Genomic DNA, 23,699 nt, shown 5'->3' on the forward strand with positions numbered 1-23,699 from the left:
ACCTCTACTCGCCGGCATTCGTTCGGTTGGCTTGGGCCCACGCCCGCTGAATCGCCCGGCGGCCCAGCACCGCGGCCATCTCCCGGCGGTAGTCAGCGGGGGCGTGGATATCGTTGGGCGGATCGGTCGCCGCCGCGAGCCGGTCGGCGGCCGCACCGGCATCGGCGGCGCTGACCCGGGAGCCGATCAGCGCCTGCTCCGCGTTGTCGGCCCGCAGCGGTGCGGCGGCCGCACCAGCCACCGAGATCCGGGCCTGAGTGCAGACACCGTCGGCCCCCATAGTCAACGCGGCGAAGACCGCCACCAGCGCGAAGTCGCCGTTGCGGCGGGTGAGCTCTTCGACCGCGCAGCCGGTCCCCTGGGGCAGCACCGGCCAGCGGATCTCGGTCAACAGCTCGTCGGGTTCCAGCGCCGTCATCAGATAACCGAAGAAGAAGTCCCCGGCGGCGACGCTGCGCTCCCCTCCGGGGCCACGCAGCCGGAACGTCGCGTCCAATGCAACCGCCACCGCGGGCAACTCGGCGGCCGGATCGCCGTGTGCGATGCTGCCGCCGATGGTGCCCCGGTTGCGGATGGTGACGTGCCCGACGTGCGCCAGCGCGTCGGCCAGCAACGGGACGTCGCGCCGCACCAGCTCAGCCGTCTCCACCGTGCGGTGCCTGGTCAACGCGCCGATGGCGAGCTCTCCGTTCTCGCGACGGACGTAGGCCAGGTCGGCCAGCCGGTTCAGGTCCACCAGCACGGTCGGCCGGGCCAACCGCATCGCCAACAACGGCACCAGGCTCTGCCCGCCCGCGAGGACCTTGGCATCGTCGGCGGCACCGAGCTGCTGGATGGCGTCGTCGACGGACGTCGCCCGGTGATAGTCGAACGCTGCGGCCTTCATGCTTGCACCTGCCCATTTCGCATCGCGGCCAGAAGCCGGGGTGGGGTGATCGGCAGCGCGACGGTTGCCACTCCGAGGTCGGCCAGAGCATCGTCCACCGCACCCGCGATCGCCGCCGCGCCGCCGATCGTTCCACCTTCCCCCATACCTTTGAACCCGCCCGGGATGTGCTCGGCGGGGGTTTCCATGTGCAGCAACTCGAACGCCGGGATCTCACTCGCCGTCGGCATCAGATAGTCCATGAACGTGGTGGTCTGGATCTGTCCGTCCGGGCCGTACACCAGTTCCTCGTACAGGGCGCCGCCGATGGCCTGCGCGGCGCCACCGTGGAGCTGGCCGTCGACGATCAGCGGGTTGATGACGGTGCCGCAGTCGTGGGCGATCAGGTAGTCCAGCAGCCGCACCTCGCCGGTCTCCCGGTCCACGTCGGCCAGCACCGCGGTGCAGCCATACGAGAAGGCGACATTGGGCGGATCGAAGACCTCTCGTTCCTCGAGGGTGGGCACCTCGTCTTCGGGGAGCCGGCCGTTGATCCGCCGGTAGGCGGCATCACCGATCTCGGCCATACTCACCGACCGATCCGGCACCCCCACCACGGAGATCCGGCCGTCGGCCACCACCAGATCTTCCGGTGCGGCCTCGAGCATGCCACCGGCGATCCGCAACACCTTCTCCTTGAGCCGCTTCGACGCGGTCAACACCGCCCCGCCGCCCAACGACGCCGCCCGACTAGCCCCCGTTCCGTATCCCGTGTAAGGGCAGGTATCGGTGTCACCGACAACCACCGTGACGTCGTCGAGTGGTACTCCCAGCTGCTCGGCGGCCACCTGGGCGAGTGCGGTCTGGATCCCCTGCCCGAGTGCGGTCTGCCCGGTATACACCGTGACCCGTCCGCTGGAATCGATCCGCACGACCTCTTCGTCGAACGCCGAGTGCTGCAACCCGGCCATGTTCATGATCCGGCTGGGCCCCAGCGCGGTGATCTCGACATGGAACGAGTAGCCGATCCCCACGGTGCGGCCGGAGCCCCGGGCCTCGTCCCGTCGGCGCAGCCAGCCGCGGTCGCGCACGGCGTCCGTGGCGAGGCCGAGGCATTCGTCGTAGCGGCCGCCGTCATAGAAGAAGACCGGGCTGGCGTAGGGGAACGCGTCAGCCGGGATGAGATTCTTCCGCCGCACATCCAACGGATCCATGTCCAGCCGCCGGGCCAGCAGATCCACCATCCGTTCGTGGGCGAAGTTCGACTTCGGCTGCCCCCAGCCACGGTAGGAGCCGTACGGCGAGCGGTTGGTCACCACACCCACAACGGACGCTTCGACGTTGGCGATGTCGTACGGCCCGCTCATCAGCGCGGCGGTCAGCCAGCACGGGCCGATCCCGACGGTGGCCAGCTGCCCACCGAGCACGGCGTACACCGTGCCGCGCAGGCCGGTGATCCGGCCGTCGCTGGTGGCCGCCAGCTCCACCTCCACCTTCTGCTCCCGCGAGTGTGCGTTGGCGACGAAACTCTCCAACCGGTCCTCGATCAGCTTGACCGGCCGCCCCGTGCGCTTGGACAGAATGGCCGCGACCACTTCCTCGCCGTAGAAGTCGAACTTGTTGCCGAATCCGCCGCCGACGTCGGGCACCCGGACCCGGATCTTGTCCACCGACACGTCCAGCACCTCGCCGAACAGGTCCCGGGCGAGATTGGGTGACTGCGTCGACAGCCACACGTCGAGCCGGTCGGTGAACGGATCCCAGGTAGCGACCACACCCCGCGTTTCCAGCGGAGTTCCCATCTGCCGGGCGAAGCGGAACGTCTCCCGGACAACGACGTCGGCCTCGGCGAACGCCGCTTCGACATCGCCCTTCGGGATGGTGGCGCGGCAGCTCACGTTGTCCGGCCACTCGTCGTAGAGCTTCGGCGCATCCTCGGCCAGCGCCTCTTCCAACGTGGTCACCGCCGGCAGCTCGTCGTACTCGACGTCGATCAGCTCCAGCGCGTCTTCGGCGGTGGCCCGGTCGGTGGCCGCGACGGCGGCGATTCCCTGCCCGACGTAGCGCGCCTTCCCCACCGCCAACGGGTAGCCGTCGGTCATCCGCTGATCGGGGATCATCCGCCAGATCACCGGCTGCGGGGTGGCCACCGCCGCCCGCACTTCGTCCCCGGTGACCACCGCGTACACCCCTGGATGTGCCAGGGCCCGGCTGACGTCGATCCGGACGATGCGGGCATGCGGCACCGGGCTTCGCAGCACGGCGGCGTTGAGCATGCCGGGTAATCGGACATCGTCGACGAACTGCGCCCGGCCCGTGAGTAGCCGCGGATCCTCTTGTCGTCGTACCCGAGCTCCGATCAGCCCGGCAGCACTCTGCTCGGCCACGATTGTCACTCTCCAACGTGTTGAGTGGGTTCGCTGGCGCCGGTGAACCGGGGGACGACGGCGACTCCGTCGTACCCGCGACAGCACCTGGCGCCTCGGTGTGCTCCCAGCCTGGCCCCCGGCTCGCGCGAGCGCATTGTGCACGCTGGCAAGGCCCGCCGGCCGGTCTTGTGCATCGCGCACGTTCGCCTGGCCACTGATGCGACGAACAATGGTGGTGCATCGGACCGACGTCGAGGAGTTGCCCCGTGGAGTTGACCAACACGTTCACCGTGCCAGTACCGGTCGAGCACGCCTGGGAAGCGCTACTGGACATCGAGGACGTCGCCGAGTGTGTCCCAGGCGCCTCCCTCGACTCGATCGACGCCGACGGAGTCACCGGCACCGTGCGAGTCCGCCTCGGACCGGTACAGCTGACCTACGGCGGCCGAGCCCGGTTCACCGAGCTGGACCGGGCGAACTGGCGGGCTGTGCTGGAGGCCACCGGGAAAGAGACTCGGGGCTCCGGAACGGCCAGCGCAACGGTCACCACCACGCTGACGCCGGACGGCGAGCACACGGTGATCGAGGTGATCACCGACCTCGCCATCACCGGCCGGCCAGCACAGTTCGGCCGCGGGGTGATGCAAGATGTCAGCAACCGGCTCATCGGCCAATTCGCGCGGGCCCTGTCCGACCGGCTGGCAGCACGGTACACCGGTCAGGCCCCGCTGCCCGATGCGGCCACCCCTGGTTCGGGCGCACCCACCGCACCAGCGACGCCCGCACCGAACCGGTCGGCCACCGCGGTCGACACCAGCAGCCAGGACAACGGCTCGCTGAACCTCATGGCGGTGGTGGGGATCCCGCTGGCCAAGCGGCTCGCCCTTCCGGTGCTCGTCGTCGCGGCTATCGTCGTCGGCATCGTGCTGCTGCGCTGAACACCACCGTCCCGCCACCCGAGAGCCGCCCAGACCAAGGAGCCTTCGATGAGTGAGACCCCCATCGGCGTGTTCATCGCCACCTCCACCCCACCGGAACAGATCGGGCCGCTCGCACACCGCGCCGAGCAACTCGGATACTCCGAGGTGTGGGTCGCTGAGGACTACTTCTGCTACGGCGGCTTCACCGCGTCCGCGCTGGCACTCCAGGCGACCAGCCGGGTGGCCGTCGGCCTCGGTGTCGTGGCGTCGGTGGCCCGCCACCCCGCTGTGACAGCCATGGAGATCGCCACCCTCGCCCGCACCTACCCCTCCAGGTTTCTCCCGGGTATCGGGCACGGCGTGCCGTTCTGGACCGACCAGATGGGGCTGACACCGAAGTCGCCGCTGACCGCGCTCACCGAGACGATCGACGCCGTACGTGGCCTGCTCGCTGGTGAGACGATCGACGTCGAAGGCAAACAGTTCGCCTTCCACTCGGTGAGCCTGGCACACCCCGCGACATCCGAGGTTCCCATCCTGACCGGGGTACTCGGCCCGAAGTCGTTGCGGCTGTCCGGCCGGATCGCCGACGGCACGGTGATGAGTGTGCTGTGCGGCACGAAATACCTCGAGTTCGCCCACACCCACATCAGCGACGGGATGGCCGAGGGCGGCCGCACCCAGCACCGGGTGCCCATGTTCGCCCTGTTCAGCGTCGACCACGACAGCAAAGCGGCGAAGGCGGCGGTCCGTCCGACGCTGGCGTTCTACCTGGCCGCCGTGGGGCCGCACAACCCGCTCACCGCGCCATTCGGTTACAACGACCAGCTCGCCGACCTCCTCGACCGGGGCGGGCCGGAACTGCTGGCCCGTGAGATGCCGGACGAATGGGTGGACGAGTTGGCCGTCGCCGGTGATCCCGACGAGGTCGCCGACCGGATCCGCACCCTCCTCGACGCCGGAGCCACCAGCGTCGTCCTGTCCCCCGTCAACCGAGAATCCGCGGCGGCGGAACTGGAGCTGTGTTCGGCCGAGGTTTTCGGCGCGGTCGGGCGCTGACATGCTCGACGTCCTGGCCGACGTTCGCCGCTGGCATCAGAACGGCCAGCGGTGTGCCGTGGCCACCGTCGTCAGTACGTTCCGCTCCGCACCACGACCACCCGGGGCGGCGATGGCCGTCGGCGCCGACGGCGTCGCCGCGGGCAGTGTATCCGGCGGCTGCGTGGAAGGAGCGGTGTACGAGCTGGCCCAAGAGGTCATCGTCACGGGCCGACCGGTTCTGCAACGCTACGGGGTCAGCGACGACGACGCGTTCAGCGTTGGGCTGACCTGCGGCGGCATTCTCGACATCCTGGTCCAGCCGGTAAACGGCGACAGCTTCCCCGAACTCCCAACGCTGGCTCACGCGGTGGACGAGCGTCGTCCCGTGGCGACCGCCACGGTCATCACCGACGGTGCCCACCTCGGAGCCCGGCTGGTGGTGTGGCCGGAGCAGATGTCCGGCAGCCTCGGTGACCCCGGACTCGACGCGGCGGTGACCGCTGACGCCGCCGGCATGCTCAGCCAGGCGCAGACCGGCGTGCGGCACTACGGCGCACACGGCGAGCGCCGCCTCGACGACGTAGCCGTCTTCGTCCAGTCCTACGCCCCGCCGCCGGCCATGTACGTCTTCGGTGCCATCGACTTCGCCGGTGCGGTCGCCCGCATCGGCCGATTCCTCGGCTACCACGTCACCGTGTGCGACGCCCGCGCCGTCTTCGCCACCGAGCGGCGTTTCCCGGACGCCGACGACGTCGTCGTCGCCTGGCCGCACACCTTCCTGGAGGCGGCGGTGAACCGTGGCGACGTCGATCGGCGCAGCGTTCTCTGCGTCCTGACCCACGACCCCAAATTCGATGTTCCCCTGCTGGAGGTCGCGTTGCGCACCGACGCCGGTTACATCGGCGTCATGGGCTCACGCCGGACCCATGCCGACCGCCTGGACCGGCTCCGTGAGTTCGGTGTGACTCAAGCGCAGCTCAGCCGGCTACGGGCCCCCGTCGGGCTCGACATCGGCGCCCGCACCCCGGAGGAGACGGCGGTGTCCATCGCGGCGGAGATCGTGGCGGTCCGGTCCGGGGCAAGCGGGCGGCCGCTATCGACGACATCTGGACCAATCCACGGCGATCATGGCCTCGTGCCTACCCGGTGAGCCGGGCCGGTACGGTCAGTGCGGAAAGGCGACGAGATGCTGGTTGACCGGTACGGACGGGTGGCAACAGACCTGCGTGTCTCGTTGACGGACCGCTGCAACCTACGGTGTACGTACTGCATGCCGGAAAACGGTCTGGCCTGGCTGCCCGGCCCGGACGTTCTCACCGACGACGAAGTGGTCCGACTGGTCCGCATCGCCGTCGAACGCCTCGGCATCAACGAGGTCCGATTCACCGGCGGCGAACCGCTCCTGCGGCGTGGCCTGGTGGACATCGTCGCCGCCTGCGCTGCCCTGGAACCGCGGCCCGACCTGTCGCTGACGACCAACGCGGTGGGGCTGGCCCGGATCGCCGCCGCCTTGGCCGCCGCCGGACTCGACCGAGTCAACGGTTCGCTGGACACACTGCGCGCCGACCGGTTCGAGCAGCTGACCCGGCGCAAGCGCCTGGACGACGTGCTGGCCGGCCTGGCCGCCGCCGACGCGGCAGGGTTGTCGCCGGTCAAGGTCAACGCCGTGCTCATGCGCGACGTCAACGACGACGAAGCCGTCGACCTCCTCGGCTGGGCGTTGGGCAACGGCTATGAGCTACGGTTCATCGAGCAGATGCCGCTCGACGCCCAGCACGGCTGGGACCGCGCGCGGATGGTCACGGCGGGCGACATCCTGGCCGCCCTCCAGCGCCACTACCACCTCACCCCCGAAGCGTCGGACCACCGTGGCAGCGCCCCGGCCGAGCGGTGGCTGGTCGATGGCGGACCGGCCCGGGTCGGCATCATCGCCTCGGTGACCCGGCCGTTCTGCGGCACCTGCGACCGCACCCGGCTCACCGCCGACGGCCAGGTGCGCACCTGCCTGTTCGCCCGCGAAGAATCCGACCTGCGCGGCGCCATGCGAGCCGGGGCCAGCGACGACGAACTGGCGCAACGGTGGACGACGGCGATGGCCGGCAAGGCCGCCGGGCACGGCATCGACGATCCCGGCTTCCTGCAGCCCGACCGGCCGATGTCCGCCATCGGCGGCTAACCCCGTTGTGCACCTGATCTCCGTTTTGGCGCCTGATCGTTTTCACCGGGGTGATCAGATGTGGATGACGACGTGTTGTGGCATGTGGCGGCACGGAGGTGAGCATCTGATCGCGTCTTAGAATGTGAACGCGAAACGATCAGATGCACAAGCTCGACGTACCGGTAGGTTGATGCATCTGATCGTTAAGAGTCGGCGCCGATCCACATTGATCCTCACCGACCTAGGTTGATCTACGCTGTCCCACGTTGATCTGCGTCGTGCAGCCAAGCCCGTGGCACGAGCGCGCGCAGCCGCGTTTCCGGACCGCTAGGTGGCCGGGTGGTGGCCCGTTAGACGATCAGATGCACAACCCGCTCTGAAGCGGCCGCTCGTGCATCTGATCGTTTCGCGTTCACATTCTAAGACGCGATCCGATGCATCAACCTCGCCATCAACCACCGTCAACACGTCGTCATCCACATCTGATCACCCCGGTGAAAACGATCAGGCGCCAAAACGGAGATCAGGTGCACAACGTGGGCTGGTTGTGCACCAGCGTCGCGCTGAAGATGGTTAGACGACGAGGGGGCGGTCGGTGGGCGCCACCGGCGCGGGCAGCCGGTCGGTACCGGTCAACCACCGGTCGACACCCGCCGCACAGGCCCGGCCTTCCGCGATCGCCCACACGATCAGCGACTGCCCACGCCCAGCGTCACCGGCGACGAACACACCCGGCACACTCGTCTCGTAGGCGGCGTCGCGGACCACGTTGCCCCGCGCGTCGAGCTCCACACCTAGCTGCTCCAACAATGGCGAACGCTCCGGGCCAACAAAACCCATCGCGAACAACACGAGGTCAGCAGGCAGATCGCGTTCGGTTCCCGGAACCGGCTCGAAGCCCTTCTCCCCCATCCGCACCTCGACGATTCGCAGCGCCCGTACCCGGCCGGACTCGTCGCCCAGGAACTCCTGAGTGGAAACGGAGTAGACCCGCTCGCCGCCCTCCTCGTGAGCACTGGAGGTGCGCATCATCAGCGGCCAGGTGGGCCACGGCGTCGACGGGTGCGGCGTGTCCGGCGGTTGCGGCATGATCTCCAGCTGGGTCACCGACGCCGCTCCCTGCCGGTGCGCGGTGCCGAGACAGTCGGCCCCGGTGTCGCCACCACCGATGATCACGACGTGTTTGCCGTCCGCCGTGATCTGATCCGGCACGGCCTCGCCCAGCGCCACCCGATTGCCCTGCGGCAGATACTCCATGGCCTGGTGGATACCCGCCAGCTCACGGCCCGGGATCGGCAGATCGCGGGCCTCCGTGGCCCCTACAGCGAGGACGACGGCGTCGTAGCGGGACCTCAGCTCCTGACCGGTCAACGACTGGCCCGCCTCGACTCCAGTGCGGAAGATCGTGCCCTCAGCGCGCATCTGATCCAGCCGCCGGTCGAGGTGGCGCTTCTCCATCTTGAACTCGGGAATGCCGTACCGCAGCAACCCACCCACGCGGTCGTCGCGCTCGTAGACGGCAACGGTGTGCCCCACGCGGGTCAACTGCTGCGCAACCGCCAACCCCGCCGGGCCAGAACCGATCACCGCGACCGTCCGGTCGGTCAGGCGCTCCGGCGGCTGCGGCACCACCCAACCTTCGTCGAAAGCCCGATCGATGATGGACACCTCGACGTTCTTGATGGTGACCGCGTCGTCGGCGATCGCCACCACACACGCCGCCTCACACGGCGCCGGGCACAGCCGGCCAGTGAACTCCGGGAAGTTGTTGGTCGCGTGCAACCGTTCGGCCGCCGCCTGCCAGTCGTCGCGCCAGACGAGATCGTTCCATTCCGGGATGAGATTGCCCAACGGGCAACCCTGATGGCAGAACGGAATCCCGCAGTCCATGCAGCGTCCGGCCTGCTTGGTGATGATCGGCAACAGGGTCTTACCGATACCCGGCTCCGGGTAGACCTCTTTCCAGTCCTGCACCCGCTGAGCTGCTGGGCGCGCCTTGGCGCCCTGCCGGTCGGTGGTTAGGAACCCACGAGGATCAGCCATGCGCCGCCTCCAGTCCAATGGTCAGCGCGACACGGACTCGTTCCCTCCGCGGGCGCATCTCCTCCGTCGAGCGACCACTCCACTCACTCATCCGTGCGCCGCCTCCAGTCCAATGGTCAGCGCGACACGGACTCGTTCCCTCCGCGGGCGCATCTCCTCCGTCGAGCGACCACTCCACTCACTCATCCGTGCGCCGCCTCCAGTCCAATGGTCAGCGCGACACGGACTCGTTCCCTCCGCGGGCGCATCTCCTCCGTCGAGCGACCACTCCACTCACTCATCCGTGCGCCACCTCCATCACAGCCGTGTCTACATCTCGTCCATCACGCTCGGCGGCGGCCTTGGCGGCGAGCACACGTTTGAAGTCGCGGGGCATGATCGTGGTGAATCTGCGCGCCGACTGCTCCCAGTCGGCCAGCAGCGCCTCCGCAACCGTGGATCCGGTTTCGTCGCGGTGCCGGGTGATGATGTCGCGCAGCCGGTCCAACGCATCCGCGGTCGGCTCCTCCATCTCCACCATGTCCAGATTCACCCGCGACGGGTCGAGATCGAGGATGTACGCGGTACCACCGGACATACCGGCGGCGACGTTGCGGCCGGTGCGGCCCAGGATGACCGCGACCCCTCCGGTCATGTATTCGCAGGCGTGGTCGCCGACACCTTCGACCACCGCGGTGACACCGGAGTTGCGCACACAGAACCGTTCACCCGCCATCCCACGGATGTACAGCTCGCCACTGGTGGCGCCATACGCGGTGACATTGCCGGTGACGACGTTCTCCTCAGCGACGAACGTCGCCGACCGGTCCGGCCTGACGATCACCCGTCCGCCGGACAGGCCCTTGCCGAGATAGTCGTTGGCATCACCCTCCAGCCGAAGGGTGACCCCGCGCGGCACGAAAGCACCAAACGACTGCCCGGCCGAACCGACCAGGGTGATGTCGATGGTGTCGTCCGGCAGTGCGTCGGTGCCGAATCGTTTGGTGACCTCATGGCCGAGCATCGTGCCCACGGTCCGGTTGACGTTGCGGATATTCACCTGGGCCCGCACCGGCTCACCATGCTCGAGTGCCTCGGTGGCCAGCGAGATGAGCTGGTTGTCCAGCGCCTTCTCCAGGCCGTGGTCCTGCCCGACCACCTGCCGCCGGGCGGCGCCGTCGGCCAGCTCGGGAACGTGCAGCAGCGGGGTGAGGTCGAGCCCGTTGGCTTTCCAGTGGTCGACGGCGGCGGTGGTGTCGAGCATCTCCGCGTGTCCGATCGCCTCGTCGAGGCTGCGGAACCCGAGCTGCGCCAGGTATTCGCGGACCTCCTCGGCGATGTACTCGAAGAACGTGACGACGAAGTCCGCCTGGCCGGTGTAGCGCTTGCGCAGCTCCGGGTTCTGCGTGGCGATACCCACCGGGCACGTGTCCAGGTGGCACACCCGCATCATGACGCAGCCGGACACTACGAGCGGCGCCGTGGAGAAGCCGTACTCCTCCGCGCCCAGCAACGCCGCGATGACGACGTCGCGGCCGGTCTTGAGCTGGCCGTCGGTCTGGACGACGATGCGGTCGCGCAGCCCGTTGAGCAGCAGCGTCTGCTGAGTCTCGGCCAGGCCCAGCTCCCATGGCCCGCCGGCATGTTTGAGCGAGGTCAGCGGCGACGCGCCGGTGCCGCCGTCGTGCCCGGAGATCAGCACGACGTCGGCGTGTGCCTTGGACACCCCTGCGGCGACCGTGCCGACCCCCACCTCGGCGACCAGCTTCACGTGCACCCGCGCCGACGGGTTGGAATTCTTGAGGTCGTGGATCAGCTGGGCGAGATCCTCGATGGAGTAGATGTCGTGGTGTGGGGGCGGCGAGATCAGGCCGACACCGGGGGTGGAATGCCGGGTCCGGGCGATCCACGGCCACACCTTGTTGCCGGGCAGCTGACCACCTTCACCCGGCTTGGCGCCCTGGGCCATCTTGATCTGGAGATCGTCGGCGTTGGTCAGGTACTCCGACGTGACGCCGAAGCGGCCACTGGCGATCTGCTTGACGGCGCTGCGCCGCTCGGGGTCGTAGAGACGCTCCGGGTCCTCGCCGCCCTCACCGGTGTTGGACTTCGCGCCCAGCCGGTTCATCGCGATGGCCAGCGTCTCGTGCGCCTCCATGCTGATGGAGCCGTACGACATCGCCCCGGTGGAGAACCGCCGCACGATCGACTCGACCGGCTCGACCTCCTCGATCGGCACCGGCTCCCGCTCACCCTCCTTGAAGGCGAACAGCCCACGCAGCGTCATCAGCCGCCGCGACTGCTCGTCTACTCGGTGGGTGTACTGCTTGAACACGTCGTAGCGCCCCGACCGGGTGGAATGCTGCAACCGGAAGACCGTCTCGGGGTCGAACAGGTGGTGTTCACCCTCGCGTCGCCACTGATACTCACCGCCGACGTCGAGCGTGCGATGTGCGGCGGCCAATCCGCCGGGCGGGTACGCGCTGACGTGCCGGCGGCGCACTTCCTCGGCGAGCACGTCCAGCCCGACCCCGCCGAGCCGCGACGTGGTGCCGGTGAAGTAGCGGTCGACGACGTCGCGCGCCAGCCCGATCGCCTCGAAGATCTGCGCCCCCGTATAGGAGGCCACGGTGGACACCCCCATCTTGCTCATCACCTTGAGCACGCCCTTGCCGAGCGCCTTGATGAGGTTGGCCACGGCCTTCTCCGGCGCCAGGTCAGGCAGCAGAGTGCCGCGTCGGGCCAGATCTTCGACCGTCTCCATGGCCAGGTACGGGTTGACCGCCGCGGCGCCGTAGCCGATGAGAAGCGCGACATGATGGACTTCGCGCACGTCGCCGGCTTCGACCACCAGGCCCACGAACGTCCGGGTCTTCTCCCGGACGAGGTGGTGGTGGACGGCGGCGGTCAACAGCAGCGACGGGATCGGCGCCTGGGTGGCGTCGGAGTGGCGGTCGGACAGCACGATGATGCGAGCACCGGCGTCGATCGCCTTGGACGCTTCCTTGCAGATATCGTCCAGCCGGCGGGCCAGCGCCGCTCCCCCGCCCGCGACGTCGTAAAGCCCGCGGATGACGTGAGTGGCATAACCGGGCAGGTTGCCGTCCCGGTTGATGTGGATGATCTTGGCAAGGTCGTCGTTGTCGATGACGGGGAAGGGGACGACGACCTGCCGGCAGGACGCCGGCCCCGCGTCGAGCAGGTTGCCCTCCGGGCCGATAGTGCTGGCCAGCGACGTCACCAACTCTTCCCGGATGGCATCCAGTGGCGGGTTGGTGACCTGCGCGAACAGCTGAGCGAAGTAGTCGAAGAGCATCCGCGGCCGCTCCGACAGGGCGGCGATCGGAGTGTCGGTGCCCATCGAGCCGATCGGCTCGGCGCCGTTCTTCGCCATCGGCGTTAGGAGAATGCGCAGCTCTTCCTCGGTGTAGCCGAAGGTCTGCTGACGACGGGTGACACTGGCGTGCGTATGCACGATGTGCTCACGCTCGGGGAGATCGTTGAGGTGGATCAGACCGGCGTGCAGCCACTCGCTGTACGGCTCGGCGCCGGCCAGCTCCTCCATGACCTCGTCGTCGCTGATCAGCCGGTGCTCGTCGAGATCGACGAGGAACATCCGGCCGGGTTCGAGGCGCCCCTTGCGGACAACCCGTGCCGGGTCGATGTCGAGCACGCCGGCCTCGGATGCCAGAACCACGAGACCGTCGTCGGTGACCCACCAACGGCCCGGCCGCAGGCCGTTGCGGTCCAGCACCGCACCCACCTGGGTGCCGTCGGTGAACACGACACACGCCGGACCGTCCCACGGCTCCATGACCGCACTGTGGAACTCGAAGAAGGCCCGCCGCTCAGGTGAAAGCCCGGCGTGGTTCTCCCACGCCTCGGGGATCATCATGCGCACCGCGTGCGGCAGGCTGCGCCCTCCGAGGTGGAGCAGCTCGAGCACTTCGTCGAAACTGGCGGAGTCGCTGCCCGACGGGTCGACGATGGGGAACAGCCGCGTCAGCTCGCCGGGAATGAGCTCACTGGCCAGCAGCGACTCCCGGGCCCGCATCCAGTTGCGGTTGCCCTGCACGGTGTTGATCTCGCCGTTGTGGGCGACGTACCGGTACGGGTGCGCCAGCGGCCAGCTGGGGAACGTGTTCGTGGAGAAGCGAGAGTGGACCACAGCCAGCGCGGAAGCGAACCGGTGATCGGAGAGATCCGGGAAGAACGGCTCCAGCTGACCGGTGGTCAGCATGCCCTTGTACACCGTGGTACGGGCGGACAAACTCGGCAGGTACACACCGGCCTCGTGTTCGGCCCGCTTGCGCAGCGCATAGGCAAGCCGTTCCAGATGCATCACGTCGGCCTCACCGGCGACGGCAACGAACAACTGCCGGAACCGCGGCATCACCGAGCGGGCGGTAGCACCCACCAGCGACGGCATCACCGGGACGTCGCGCCACCCGAGCACCCGCAGGCCCTCCTCGGCCGCGATGCGCTCCACCGCGTCGGCACAACTTCCTGCCTGCTCGTCGTCGTCCGGCAGGAACGCCATGCCGACCGCGTACGAACCAGCCTCCGGCAGCTCGAACTCGACTACTGCCCGCAGGAACGCGTCCGGGACCTGAACCAGGATGCCGGCGCCGTCGCCGGAGTCAGGTTCGGCACCCGAGGCACCCCGATGGTCGAGGTTGGCCAGCGCGGTGAGGCCGTGCCGGACGATCTGGTGACTTGCTTCCCCGTCGAGCGTGGCGACGAACGCCACACCGCAGGCGTCGTGCTCGAACCGGGGGTCGTACAAGCCCTGCGGCCCGGGCATCCCTGGGCGGGATACGAACGGGCTAGGCGGGACAGCAGGCGTGAGGCGCATCGGCACTCCCGTCGTCTTCGATCTGGCGGCGGGTGATCGGGACAGCGCTGGCCCTGGGAAGCTCTTGACGAGTTTCGTGGAGGTTACATCATCAATGCCGGAAATTGTTGTGCTGTCTCACCAGAAGTGGGACAACCAACTCCCGTGGTACGCCGGCGGCGATGCCGGGAAACGAACCCACGTCAGACTGCCGGATCGCGGCGCTACGTGCACTGTGTTAAGCCGACTTTACCGCATGTGTCGAGGTAGGGAGCGCATCACGGGTGCGGCGAGGGTGTGCCGCCGGTCTCCGCGTACCCCCGTTTCGTCATCATCGGTCAGCCTAGGGGTCGCGTGCAACGGTCTCGTCGTGTTTCTTATCACCAGAGGGCGTGTCGTCCTGGTCATCGATGTCGTCGACGCCCGACGTGTCCTGATCGACGTCCGACGCCGGGCCGTCACCAACCCCGGATCCGTCAGCCGGCTCTCCGTCGTCGCCGCTCGGCTCTCCGTCGTCGCCGGCGCTCGGGCCGTCGTCGTCGGGTTTGGTGTCGCCGGGTCTGGTGTCGCCGGGTTTGGTGTCGTCGGTCGCGTACGAGCCGAGCAGGTCAGCCGGCTCCTCACGCCCCGGCCGCCGACGGGCGGAGACGATGAAGTACACGACGGCCCCGACGAACAGCAACGCCGACACCCACTGGTTGACCCGCAACCCGAGGATCTCGTTCGCCTCGTCGATGCGCAGGTACTCGAACAGGCTACGTCCCAGGGTGTACCCGGCCACATACAGCGCGAACACCCGGCCATGCCCGAGCCGGAACCGGCGATCGGCCCAGATCAGCAGGCCGGCGATCGCGAACGCCCACAACGACTCGTACAGGAAGGTGGGGTGATACAGGCCTTCCAGCAGCACCGGCTCACCGTCCGGGCCAACCACGGCCCGGCCGTTCTCCATCTGATGGATCTCCAGGCCCCACGGCAGGTCGGTCTGGCGCCCGTAGAGCTCGTTGTTGAAGTAGTTCCCCCACCGGCCGATCCCCTGCGCGATGAGGATGCCAGGTGCCAGGGCGTCCGCCATCGCCGGCAGCGGGATACCCCGTCTGCGGCAGGCGATCCACGCCCCGAGCGCACCACCGGCGATGGCACCCCAGATGCCGATGCCGCCTTCCCAGATCTCGAAGATCCGCATGGCGTCCCGGCCTTCACCGAAATAGAGCTGATGATCGGTGATGACGTGGTAGATGCGGGCGCCGATGATACCGAACGGCACCGCCCAGATGGCGATGTCGCTCACCGCCGCCGGGACCCCACCACGGGCCGCCCAGCGCCGGGTGCCCAACCAGATGGCGACCACGATGCCGGCGATGATGGCCAGCGCGTACGCACGCAGTGGCACCGGCCCAAGGTTCCACACGCCACGATCCGGGCTGGGAATCGACGCCGGGAGCATGGCCGGCACCATCGCCGGGGAGATCATCGTCATGGAGAGACCGTACCGGTCCGAGCTGTTCGGCTAACAGCCCGTTGGTGAGGGTCCGTCTGACGGACCCTAGTCATCGGCGGCGCCGTCCTCGTCGTCGTCCTGATCGGCCTCGGAGTCGTCATCCGCGTCGTCGCCGTCGTCGCTGGTGTCGTCGTCCGCGCCGTCGTCGTCGCCGGCGGGCTGGTCGGCACCGGCAGCAGCCTGCTGAACCGCGGCGGCCAGGTTCTCCGGGGTCCAATCACCGACCGGTTCTCCGTTGACGAAGATCGACGGAGTACCGGTGATCTCGGCGGCTCGGGCCGCGTCCACCATCGAGCGAGCCCAGTCCGAGTAGTCGCCGTCTCGTACGCAGCTGGAGTAGTCGCCGCCGATACCGATGTCGTCACCGAGGCTCACCAGCGCGTTGTTCGTCCATTGCTGTGGTGCGGCGAAGGCGGCCTTGACGAACTCGTCGGCCATACCCTCGTCGGCGGCACAAGCCAGGGCGTTGTTGGCGCGCCGGGAGCTGTTCTGCCCCGTGTAGTCCACCGGGCTGTAGACCACGTTGACCTCACCGGCCTCGACCCACTGGTCGATCATCGCGGCGTTGGTCTGCTCAAAAGTCTGGCAGTGCGGACAGAGGAAATCCATCCAATTGGTGATGGTGACCGGAGCGTCCGGATCGCCGACCATGATGCCGTCGTTATCACCCAGCGACGCCTGCGGGACCGCCACCGGCCCGTCGTCGTCTCCGCCACGATTGCTGATCACCGCGACGGCGATGATCACCACACCCACCAGGACCGCGGCAGCAATGCCGAAGCGCATCATGCGCTCGCGAGCGCGGTCCTTACGAGCCTGCTCCTCGCGCATCGCCTTGACCCGCTCACGGGCCTCCGCCTTCTTGGAGCTCATCAGCTGCCTTTCTGAGATCACCTGAACTGTGTGTTCGCGTGCGCCGCCCCACGCGGGAGACGCCCTCGACGCGCCACGCGGAGGAATGCCGTCGACGACGGTACAACTTCCGTCGCGCCGTGGCGAGTTCCCGGCCCAAGATTACGGTTCGGTCACCGCATGTCCAGGGGCCTTACCGCTGGCGGACCCCCTGGGCGAGATCGGCCGCGACCGCGGCGACGGCACGTGCGCCCGCGGCGGCGTCATCCGCCTCGAGCAACGGGCGCACGAAGGCCGAGCCAACGATGACACCATCGGCGAAACCGGCTACCTGCGCCGCCTGCGCCGCGTTAGACACCCCGAGCCCCACCGCCACTGGTAAGTCAGTGACCCGGCGGGTGCGCTCCACCAGACCCGCGGCAGCGTCCCCTACCTGCTCCCGAGTACCGGTGACACCCATGGTGGAGGCTGCGTACACGAATCCCCGGCAGGCGTCGGCGGTGAACGCGACGCGTTCGTCAGTGGACGACGGTGCCACCAGGAAGACGGTGTCGAGGTCATGCCGCCGGGCGGCCGGCAACCATTCGCCGGCCTCGTCGGGGATCAGATCAGGGGTAATCGCCCCGGCGCCGCCGGCAGCGGCGAGATCACGGGTGAACGCATCGACGCCGTACCGGTCGATCGGATTCCAGTACGACATCACCAACACCGGGGCGCCGGTGCTGGCCACCGCCTCCACGGTGCGCAACACGTCGCGGGTGTTGATGCCTTGCCGCAGCGCTGCCTCAACCGCCGCCTGGATGACCGGGCCGTCCATGAGGGGGTCGCTGTAGGGCAAACCCACCTCGACGACGTCCACCCCGGCATCGATCATCGCCTTCAGCGCGTCGATCGCGCCGTCAGCGGTGGGGTAACCGGCAGGCAGGTAGCCGACCAGCGCGGCACGCCCCTCGGCGCGCGCCTTCTCGAACACCGCCAGGGTCGTCATGGCGCGTCTCCCTCCAGCAAGCCGAACCAGCGAGCCGCCGTATCCACGTCCTTGTCGCCCCGCCCGGAGAGGTTCACCAGAATCACCGCGTCCGGACCGAGTTCGGCGCCGAGATGGCGGGCCCCGGCGAGCGCGTGGGCGCTCTCGATGGCGGGGATGATCCCTTCGGTGCGGCACAGCAGCCGGAACGCCTCCATAGCCTCGGCGTCGGTGACCGACCGGTAGTGCGCCCGGCCGGAATCCCTCAACCAGGAATGCTCCGGCCCGACGCCCGGGTAGTCCAGACCCGCGGAGATGGAATGCGACTCGATCGTCTGCCCGTACTCGTCCTGGAGCAGGTAGGAGCGGGCGCCGTGCAAGACGCCGGGGGTTCCCGCGCTGATGGTGGCGGCGTGCCGCCCCGTCTCGACCCCGTCACCGCCGGCCTCGAAACCGTAAAGGGCCACGTCAGCGTCATCGATGAAGGCGTGGAAGATGCCGATGGCATTGGAGCCGCCACCAACACAGGCCGCCACGGCGTTGGGCAGCTTTCCGGTCAGCTCCAGGACCTGCTGGCGGGCCTCGACCCCGATGATGCGCTGGAGATCTCGGACCAACGTGGGGAACGGATGTGGCCCGGCCACCGTGCCGAAGACGTAATTGGTGGTGTCGACGTTGGTGACCCAGTCGCGCAGGGCTTCGTTGATCGCGTCCTTCAAAGTGCGCGAGCCCGTCGACACCGGAACGACGGTAGCCCCCAGCAACTCCATGCGGGCCACGTTCAGTGCCTGCCGGCGGGTATCTTCCTCGCCCATGTAGATCACACACTCGAGCCCCATCAGCGCCGCCGCCGTCGCGGTCGCCACGCCATGCTGGCCGGCGCCGGTCTCGGCGATGACCCGCTTCTTGCCGATCCGCTTGGTCAGCAAGGCCTGCCCGAGCACATTGTTGATCTTGTGCGAGCCGGTGTGGTTGAGGTCCTCACGCTTGAGCAGTACCCGAGCGCCCGCCGCGGCCTCGGCACCGAAGCGGGCCGCCTCGGTGACCGGCGTAGGACGCCCGGTGTAGGACTTCAGCAGCCCGTCGAGCTCAGTGGAAAAGGCGGGGTCGGCCACCGCGGCCTGATACTCGCGGTCGAGTTCGTCGAGGGCCGCCACCAGGGCCTCGGGTACATACCGGCCGCCATAGGGGCCGAACCGGCCCGGCGCATCGGATGGGAGGGTGGCGCTCGGATTGTCGCTCACGCACATGACAGTAGTCCTCCCCGTGGCGACGCCGAAACGCGGGGCAGTACGACCGACGGCGCATCATCCGTTCGGCCGCGTTCTTCACAAACTCATTGACGTGAGGTCATTGGACGCCCTAGTTTTCTGCGCACCGCAAGTTACTCGCGCGTAACAGCGCAGATCCACTCCCACCCGGCACCCACCGGGTGATCACGTTCCGGCTGAACCTGCCGGACGAGCACCATCCCCAGGGCCGGCCCGGGCTTTGCTCCCCGCACCAAGTCCGGGCCGGTCACCCCACACCCCCACACCCCCACACCCCCCACACCCCCACACCCCCCACACCCCCACACCCCCCACACCCCCACACCCCCCACACCCCCACACCCCCCACACCCCCCACACCCCGGGTGATCGTCAGCTGATTTCTGCCCTCACCCCCAGTGATCGAAGTCAGGATCCGGTCGCTATGGCGACACCAAACTGCTGACGATCACTGGGGGTGAGGGGCAGAAATCAGCTGACGATCACTGAGGTATTGAATGAAAGACGTGCACTATGGCTGACCGAACCCTCGCGCGCCGCACCTTCCTGGCACGTATCGGTGTGCTCGGCGCCGCCACCGCCTTCGGCTCGGCGATTCCCGCCGCCCTCCCCCGCACGGCCGCCGCAGCCGGTTCCGACGCGCTACTCGACCCACTCGTTGGTCTGCTGCGGCCGGTCCTGGCCGAGTTGGCCCGCGACACGCTCAGCGGACTAGTGGTGATGACCTGCCCGGGGCCGGATCGGTTCTCTCATGCGCAGGGCACACCGCGTTCCGAACCCGGCGCCATCGACGCCGGGGCGGACGACTTCATCATCAACGCACTCGACAACTTCCTGCCGTTCCCCGACCAAATCGCCACCCCACTGGCCACCGCGCTGACCACCGCCCTGGACGACACCGGCATCCCGCTGCCACCGTCGTTGCATTCACTGCTGCTCGGCCAGGTCAACACCGTCGATCGCGCCCTCATGGTCATCTTGCGCAACGATCAGACGGTCCCGCTGTCCCTCGTCGTCGGGCTCCTACTGAACCTGCTGGCTACCCAGGTGAACCCGCTGTCCATCACCGGGTCTTTGCTGTCGCCGTTCGCCCGGCTCAGCATCGACGAGAAGTGCCGCGCGTTCGAGCTGCTGGAAGGGCCCAACGCGGATCTTCTCGCGGTGCTCGACTCCAACCTGCCGGAGCCGTTGACCAGCTCGCTGTCCGGCCTTCTGCAATTCCTCGCCGGTGCGCTACTCGAGTTCTCGGCTTTCGGCGCGCACAACGAGTTCGCGGTGTTCGACCCTGACACCAAGGAGCTCACCGCGCGGCCCGTCGGATGGGAGTTGGCCGGTTATCAGCCTGACGGCGTGGTCGACGGGTGGGACGACTTCATCGGCTACTACGAGGATCGAACCGAGGTGGGTGCGTGATGCGCGACGTCATCATCATCGGCGCGGGCGGCGGCGGTCCCGTCGTCGCCAAGGAACTGGCCGCTCGCGGCTTGGACGTCCTGCTGTTGGAGGCCGGTCCGCGACACGCCGATCCGGAGTCCGAATGGACCCACTTGGAGAACGACGCCAACAACCCGCTCTCCGGCTTCCTACGGTTCGGCCCGGAGAACCGGGACGCACCGGCCTGGTACCGCGAGACCCCGCAGAACTCGTTCATCTGGCAACTGTCCGGCGTCGGCGGCACCACCCAGCACTATTTCGGCAACTCGCCACGCGCCATGCCCGGTGTCTTCACCGGGTACAACGGGCCGGACCGCGACGCCTACGACACCGCGCACCTGTTCCCGTTCACCTACGAGGAGCTGGTGCCGTACTTCGAGTGGGTCGAGGCCACCCTGCCCGTGCAAACAGCCGCCATGGGCACCAAGGAGTCGGTGTTCTTCCGCGGGTGCGAGGGTATCGGGCTGCCGGTGCAAACGTCGAAGACCACCACTGAAGACTCGTTCCGGCCTCAGGAGAACGCCATTTTGCAGCCGGGTGGGTGGGCCGGCAAGCTGACCGGGCGGGACGATCCCCGGCTGCGCTTTCCGGAGGCCACCGGCTGCACGTTCTGCGGGTATTGCATGCAGGGCTGCTCCAAGCCGCGCGGGGCGCCGCGCAACCTGGCCGCCAAACGGTCGACGGACAACAGCTACGTGCCGATGGCGCTGACCGCCGACGTGTGGGCCGACGGCGGCCGTCGCGCTGAATTGATCGCCGACGCCTACGTCACCAAGATCCACACAGAACAGCGCGGCGGTGAAACCACGGCTACCGGGGTGACCTGGCGGGTAGGTGCTACCGGTGACTATCACCGCGAGGACGCCACCGTGGTGGTCATGGCGGGTGGCTGTACCGAAGACCCCCGACTGTGGCTGAACAGCGCACTGCCGAATCCCAACGGCTGGGTCGGGCGTGGATACACCGATCACTTCTTCGACTGGGTGATCGGCCTGTTCGACGACGACACCGGATCCACCAGGGGAGCCGCGTCGGCGGCCCGCGCCGACTTCCCGGGCCGCGGCGGCATGGAGAACGTCGGACTGACGCCGGGGTTGCAGCAGTTCGCCGCCACCTTCTCCGACAGTGGCATCCGCGGCCACTACACCAATGGGCGCGGCCCGGAGGGCCCCTGGGACGGCACGGCCGGCCGGATGATCGGCGACGAGCTCAAGGATGCCCTGACGAACGGGATCGACCGGCTGCTCAACGTGCTGGTGATTACCGACGACGACGTCGAAGCCCAGAATCGGGTGACGTTGTCGGCGCTACCGGCCGACGAGCACGGCCCCGTGCCTAAGGTCCGATTCCACCAGCGCGAGCGTTCCGCGCGCACGCGGGCGAACCGGGAGTTCGTGGCCCGCCGGGCGGCTGAGATGTTGCGGGCGGCCGGGGCGACGAAGGTGGTTCGGATCGACTGGCCGCCCCTGTTGCTCCACGTACAGTCGTCGATGCGGATGGGTCTGTCCGAGGACGACTCGGTGCTGGACGCCAACGCCGAGGCGCGGTGGGTCAAGCGGCTGTTCATCGCCGACAATGCCGCCTTGGCGAACAGCCTCGGCGGGCCGAATCCGACGTTAACGGCGCAGGCGCTGGCCACCCGCACCGCGGAGAAGATCTTCAGCCGCTACTTCGGTGGCGATGCCTGGGTGGGTCGGGAATCTCCCGTCGTCTCCACCGACTCCCGGATCTCCGCGCAACTTACCCCCTCCCGGTGATCATTGGCTTTTGTCTACCGAATTCGGTAGTCAAAAGCCAATGATCACCGGGGGGGGGGGGGGGGTTACTGGGAGCGGTTGTTCAACGCGGGGTGCGCGCCGGCAGCGACCAGGTCGGCGACGGCGCTACGCGGGTCCCGGCCAGTGACCAGGCTCTCCCCGACCAGAACGGCATCGGCGCCGGCCTGGGCCAGCTCGATCACATCGTGTGGGCCGCGCACCCCGGACTCGGCGATCCGCACCACGCCGTCCGGCACCGCGGGCGCCAGCCGGTGGAACGTCTGGGTGTCGACCTGGAGGGTCTTGAGATTACGTGCGTTGATGCCGATGATGCGGGCACCGGCGTCCACTGCCCGGGTGACCTCGTCCTCGGTGTGTGCCTCGACCAACGGAGTGAGCCCGATCGACTCGGCCCGCTCGATCAGGCTAACCAACGCGGTCTGTTCCAACGCCGCCACGATGAGCAACGCCAGATCGGCCCCACAGGCCCGGGCTTCCCACAGCTGGTAGCTGGCGACGATGAAGTCCTTGCGCAAGATGGGAACGTCGACGACGTTGCGGACCGCGCGGAGATCGTCGAGCGTGCCACCGAACCGGCGCTCCTCGGTCAGCACGCTGATGGCTGCGGCTCCACCGGCCTCATAGTCCGTGGCCAGCGCGGCAGGATCGGAGATCTCAGCCAGGGAACCCTTGGACGGGCTCGACCGTTTCACCTCTGCGATGACGGCGACGCCGGGCGACCGGAACAGGGGTAACGGGTCACGTGCCGGTGGTTGCTTCGCCGCGAGAGCCTTCAGCTCGCCCAGCGAGACGCGTTCTTGACGCACGGCGAGGTCGGCGCGGACTCCATCGAGGATCTCCTCGAGAACGCTCACCCTTGCCTCCGCCCTCTGCCTGATTACTCGGATCGTCATAGCGACCTTGTCTCGACCCTGACATGGCGGCTCCAGCGTAGCCGCGCGGCCCACCGCGTCACGCCGCACCCCCCTGTTGAGTTCGTTCAGGTGGTTCCACGCCGGGTCTGGCGCGGCCGGCCTGCCAACCACGGGGAGTTACTCCCCGCCGCGCACACCCGGCCGTTCGAGGGTATAACCAACTCCGCGCACGGCCCGAATCCGCAGCGCTCCACCCAGCTTGCTGCGCAACGTGGCGACGTGGACGTCGACGGTGCGCGAACCGACCGGGTTGGGATACCCGAGCGCGTCGCGCATCAGGTCTTGCCGGGTGCATACCTCACCGGGCCGACTCATCAGATAAGCGAGCAACTCGGTCTGCAACGGCGTCAAAGGGACGCCGGCACCGGAGCCGTGCGCGACCCGGCGCCGCAGAGTATCCAACGTGACCCCACCCACCGAGATCGACGACGGGCCCCCCAAGGGCTGGCCCGCCGATCCGGCGCCGAGGCCACCGGACATGGCTACCCGCTGCTGCCCTCTGCGGTGGCCACCGCCTGCTCCGCCGGCTGCTCAGCGCCGGGTGCCGGGGCCCGTTCGGTCTGCCCCATGCCCATCATCTGCATCACCTTGCCGACGATGCCGCCGAGCACTATCAACCCGACGCCACCGAACCAGAACACCTGCCAGGTCAGTGTCATGACGCCGATGGCGGCGACCACGAACCCGAGCACGATGATGATCACAGCCGTCCAGGCCGCTGGAGTGTGGCCGTGGCTGTTGTAAGCCATCTCATCTCCTTCTACCCATGGCGC

17 protein-coding genes are annotated in these 23,699 nt (G+C 68.3%); 6 read left to right on the forward strand and 11 right to left on the reverse strand.

The features are described 5' to 3' along the window. Nucleotides 1–4: 4 nt before the first annotated feature. Both G8760_RS12095 and G8760_RS12100 read right to left on the reverse strand, forming a co-directional pair. Complete coding sequence (locus tag G8760_RS12095) at nucleotides 5–886, reverse strand: FAD binding domain-containing protein (RefSeq protein ID WP_166351310.1); 882 nt, start codon at nucleotides 884–886, stop codon at nucleotides 5–7. Beyond that, nucleotides 883–3,252 (reverse strand): xanthine dehydrogenase family protein molybdopterin-binding subunit, encoded by a 2,370-nt coding sequence (locus G8760_RS12100; protein ID WP_207782281.1) that lies wholly within the window; start codon nucleotides 3,250–3,252, stop codon nucleotides 883–885. The genes G8760_RS12095 and G8760_RS12100 overlap by 4 nt, the downstream gene beginning before the upstream one ends. A gap of 248 nt (nucleotides 3,253–3,500) precedes the next feature. Here G8760_RS12100 and G8760_RS12105 point away from each other — a divergent pair, with 248 nt between their 5' ends. From G8760_RS12105 to moaA, 4 genes are read left to right on the forward strand one after another with little or no spacing between them, the layout of a single operon-like run. Next, the gene (locus G8760_RS12105; RefSeq protein ID WP_166351312.1) at nucleotides 3,501–4,172 is read left to right on the forward strand and encodes an SRPBCC family protein; all 672 of its coding nucleotides are present in this window, start codon (nucleotides 3,501–3,503) and stop codon (nucleotides 4,170–4,172) included. A gap of 48 nt (nucleotides 4,173–4,220) precedes the next feature. Further along, the gene (locus G8760_RS12110; protein WP_166351314.1) at nucleotides 4,221–5,213 is read left to right on the forward strand and encodes an LLM class flavin-dependent oxidoreductase; all 993 of its coding nucleotides are present in this window, start codon (nucleotides 4,221–4,223) and stop codon (nucleotides 5,211–5,213) included. A gap of 1 nt (nucleotide 5,214) precedes the next feature. After that, on the forward strand, nucleotides 5,215–6,345 hold the full coding sequence (locus G8760_RS12115) for an XdhC family protein (protein WP_166351316.1): 1,131 nt from the start codon (nucleotides 5,215–5,217) through the stop codon (nucleotides 6,343–6,345). 36 nt (nucleotides 6,346–6,381) lie between these two features. Then, on the forward strand, nucleotides 6,382–7,371 hold the full coding sequence (gene moaA, locus G8760_RS12120) for a GTP 3',8-cyclase MoaA (RefSeq protein ID WP_166351318.1): 990 nt from the start codon (nucleotides 6,382–6,384) through the stop codon (nucleotides 7,369–7,371). 555 nt (nucleotides 7,372–7,926) lie between these two features. Here the strand turns inward: moaA and G8760_RS12125 are convergent. The 6 genes from G8760_RS12125 to trpB all read right to left on the reverse strand — a co-directional run bounded on the left by G8760_RS12125 (nucleotide 7,927) and on the right by trpB (nucleotide 18,779). Further along, on the reverse strand, nucleotides 7,927–9,396 hold the full coding sequence (locus tag G8760_RS12125; RefSeq protein ID WP_166351320.1) for a glutamate synthase subunit beta: 1,470 nt from the start codon (nucleotides 9,394–9,396) through the stop codon (nucleotides 7,927–7,929). Between the two features lie 277 nt (nucleotides 9,397–9,673). Beyond that, the gene (gene gltB / locus G8760_RS12130; protein ID WP_207782282.1) at nucleotides 9,674–14,179 is read right to left on the reverse strand and encodes a glutamate synthase large subunit; all 4,506 of its coding nucleotides are present in this window, start codon (nucleotides 14,177–14,179) and stop codon (nucleotides 9,674–9,676) included. A 373-nt stretch (nucleotides 14,180–14,552) separates the two neighbouring features. Beyond that, nucleotides 14,553–15,683 (reverse strand): prolipoprotein diacylglyceryl transferase, encoded by a 1,131-nt coding sequence (gene lgt / locus G8760_RS12135; protein ID WP_425502319.1) that lies wholly within the window; start codon nucleotides 15,681–15,683, stop codon nucleotides 14,553–14,555. A 72-nt stretch (nucleotides 15,684–15,755) separates the two neighbouring features. Continuing rightward, nucleotides 15,756–16,583 carry a DsbA family protein gene (locus G8760_RS12140; RefSeq protein ID WP_166351324.1) on the reverse strand — a complete coding sequence of 276 codons (828 nt, stop codon included), beginning with the start codon at nucleotides 16,581–16,583 and terminating at the stop codon, nucleotides 15,756–15,758. A 172-nt stretch (nucleotides 16,584–16,755) separates the two neighbouring features. Continuing rightward, nucleotides 16,756–17,550 (reverse strand): tryptophan synthase subunit alpha, encoded by a 795-nt coding sequence (gene trpA, locus G8760_RS12145; RefSeq protein ID WP_166351326.1) that lies wholly within the window; start codon nucleotides 17,548–17,550, stop codon nucleotides 16,756–16,758. Continuing rightward, the gene (trpB, locus tag G8760_RS12150; protein ID WP_166351328.1) at nucleotides 17,547–18,779 is read right to left on the reverse strand and encodes a tryptophan synthase subunit beta; all 1,233 of its coding nucleotides are present in this window, start codon (nucleotides 18,777–18,779) and stop codon (nucleotides 17,547–17,549) included. The genes trpA and trpB overlap by 4 nt, the downstream gene beginning before the upstream one ends. 534 nt (nucleotides 18,780–19,313) lie before the next feature. On the opposite strand from trpB, the gene G8760_RS12155 reads away from it, so the two are divergent. Together G8760_RS12155 and G8760_RS12160 are read left to right on the forward strand one after the other, a co-directional pair. Then, nucleotides 19,314–20,213, forward strand: coding sequence for a hypothetical protein (locus tag G8760_RS12155; RefSeq protein WP_166351330.1), 900 nt, complete (start codon nucleotides 19,314–19,316; stop codon nucleotides 20,211–20,213). Continuing rightward, nucleotides 20,213–21,991, forward strand: a complete 1,779-nt coding sequence (locus tag G8760_RS12160; protein ID WP_166351332.1) for a GMC family oxidoreductase N-terminal domain-containing protein — start codon at nucleotides 20,213–20,215, stop codon at nucleotides 21,989–21,991. Before G8760_RS12155 ends, G8760_RS12160 begins: the two co-directional genes overlap by 1 nt. A 65-nt stretch (nucleotides 21,992–22,056) precedes the next feature. Here G8760_RS12160 and trpC read toward each other — a convergent pair whose 3' ends face one another. The 3 genes from trpC to G8760_RS12175 all read right to left on the reverse strand — a co-directional run bounded on the left by trpC (nucleotide 22,057) and on the right by G8760_RS12175 (nucleotide 23,675). Beyond that, nucleotides 22,057–22,866 carry an indole-3-glycerol phosphate synthase TrpC gene (trpC, locus tag G8760_RS12165; protein WP_166351334.1) on the reverse strand — a complete coding sequence of 270 codons (810 nt, stop codon included), beginning with the start codon at nucleotides 22,864–22,866 and terminating at the stop codon, nucleotides 22,057–22,059. 177 nt (nucleotides 22,867–23,043) lie between these two features. Then, nucleotides 23,044–23,406 carry a winged helix-turn-helix domain-containing protein gene (locus G8760_RS12170; RefSeq protein ID WP_166351336.1) on the reverse strand — a complete coding sequence of 121 codons (363 nt, stop codon included), beginning with the start codon at nucleotides 23,404–23,406 and terminating at the stop codon, nucleotides 23,044–23,046. Nucleotides 23,407–23,408: 2 nt separating this feature from the next. Further along, nucleotides 23,409–23,675: an HGxxPAAW family protein gene (locus tag G8760_RS12175; RefSeq protein ID WP_207782283.1), complete on the reverse strand. Its 267-nt coding sequence runs from the start codon at nucleotides 23,673–23,675 to the stop codon at nucleotides 23,409–23,411. Between the last annotated feature and the right edge of the window lie 24 nt (nucleotides 23,676–23,699).

The organism is Phytoactinopolyspora limicola (genome assembly GCF_011320225.1).
In the GTDB taxonomy this organism is placed as follows: domain Bacteria; phylum Actinomycetota; class Actinomycetes; order Jiangellales; family Jiangellaceae; genus Phytoactinopolyspora; species Phytoactinopolyspora limicola.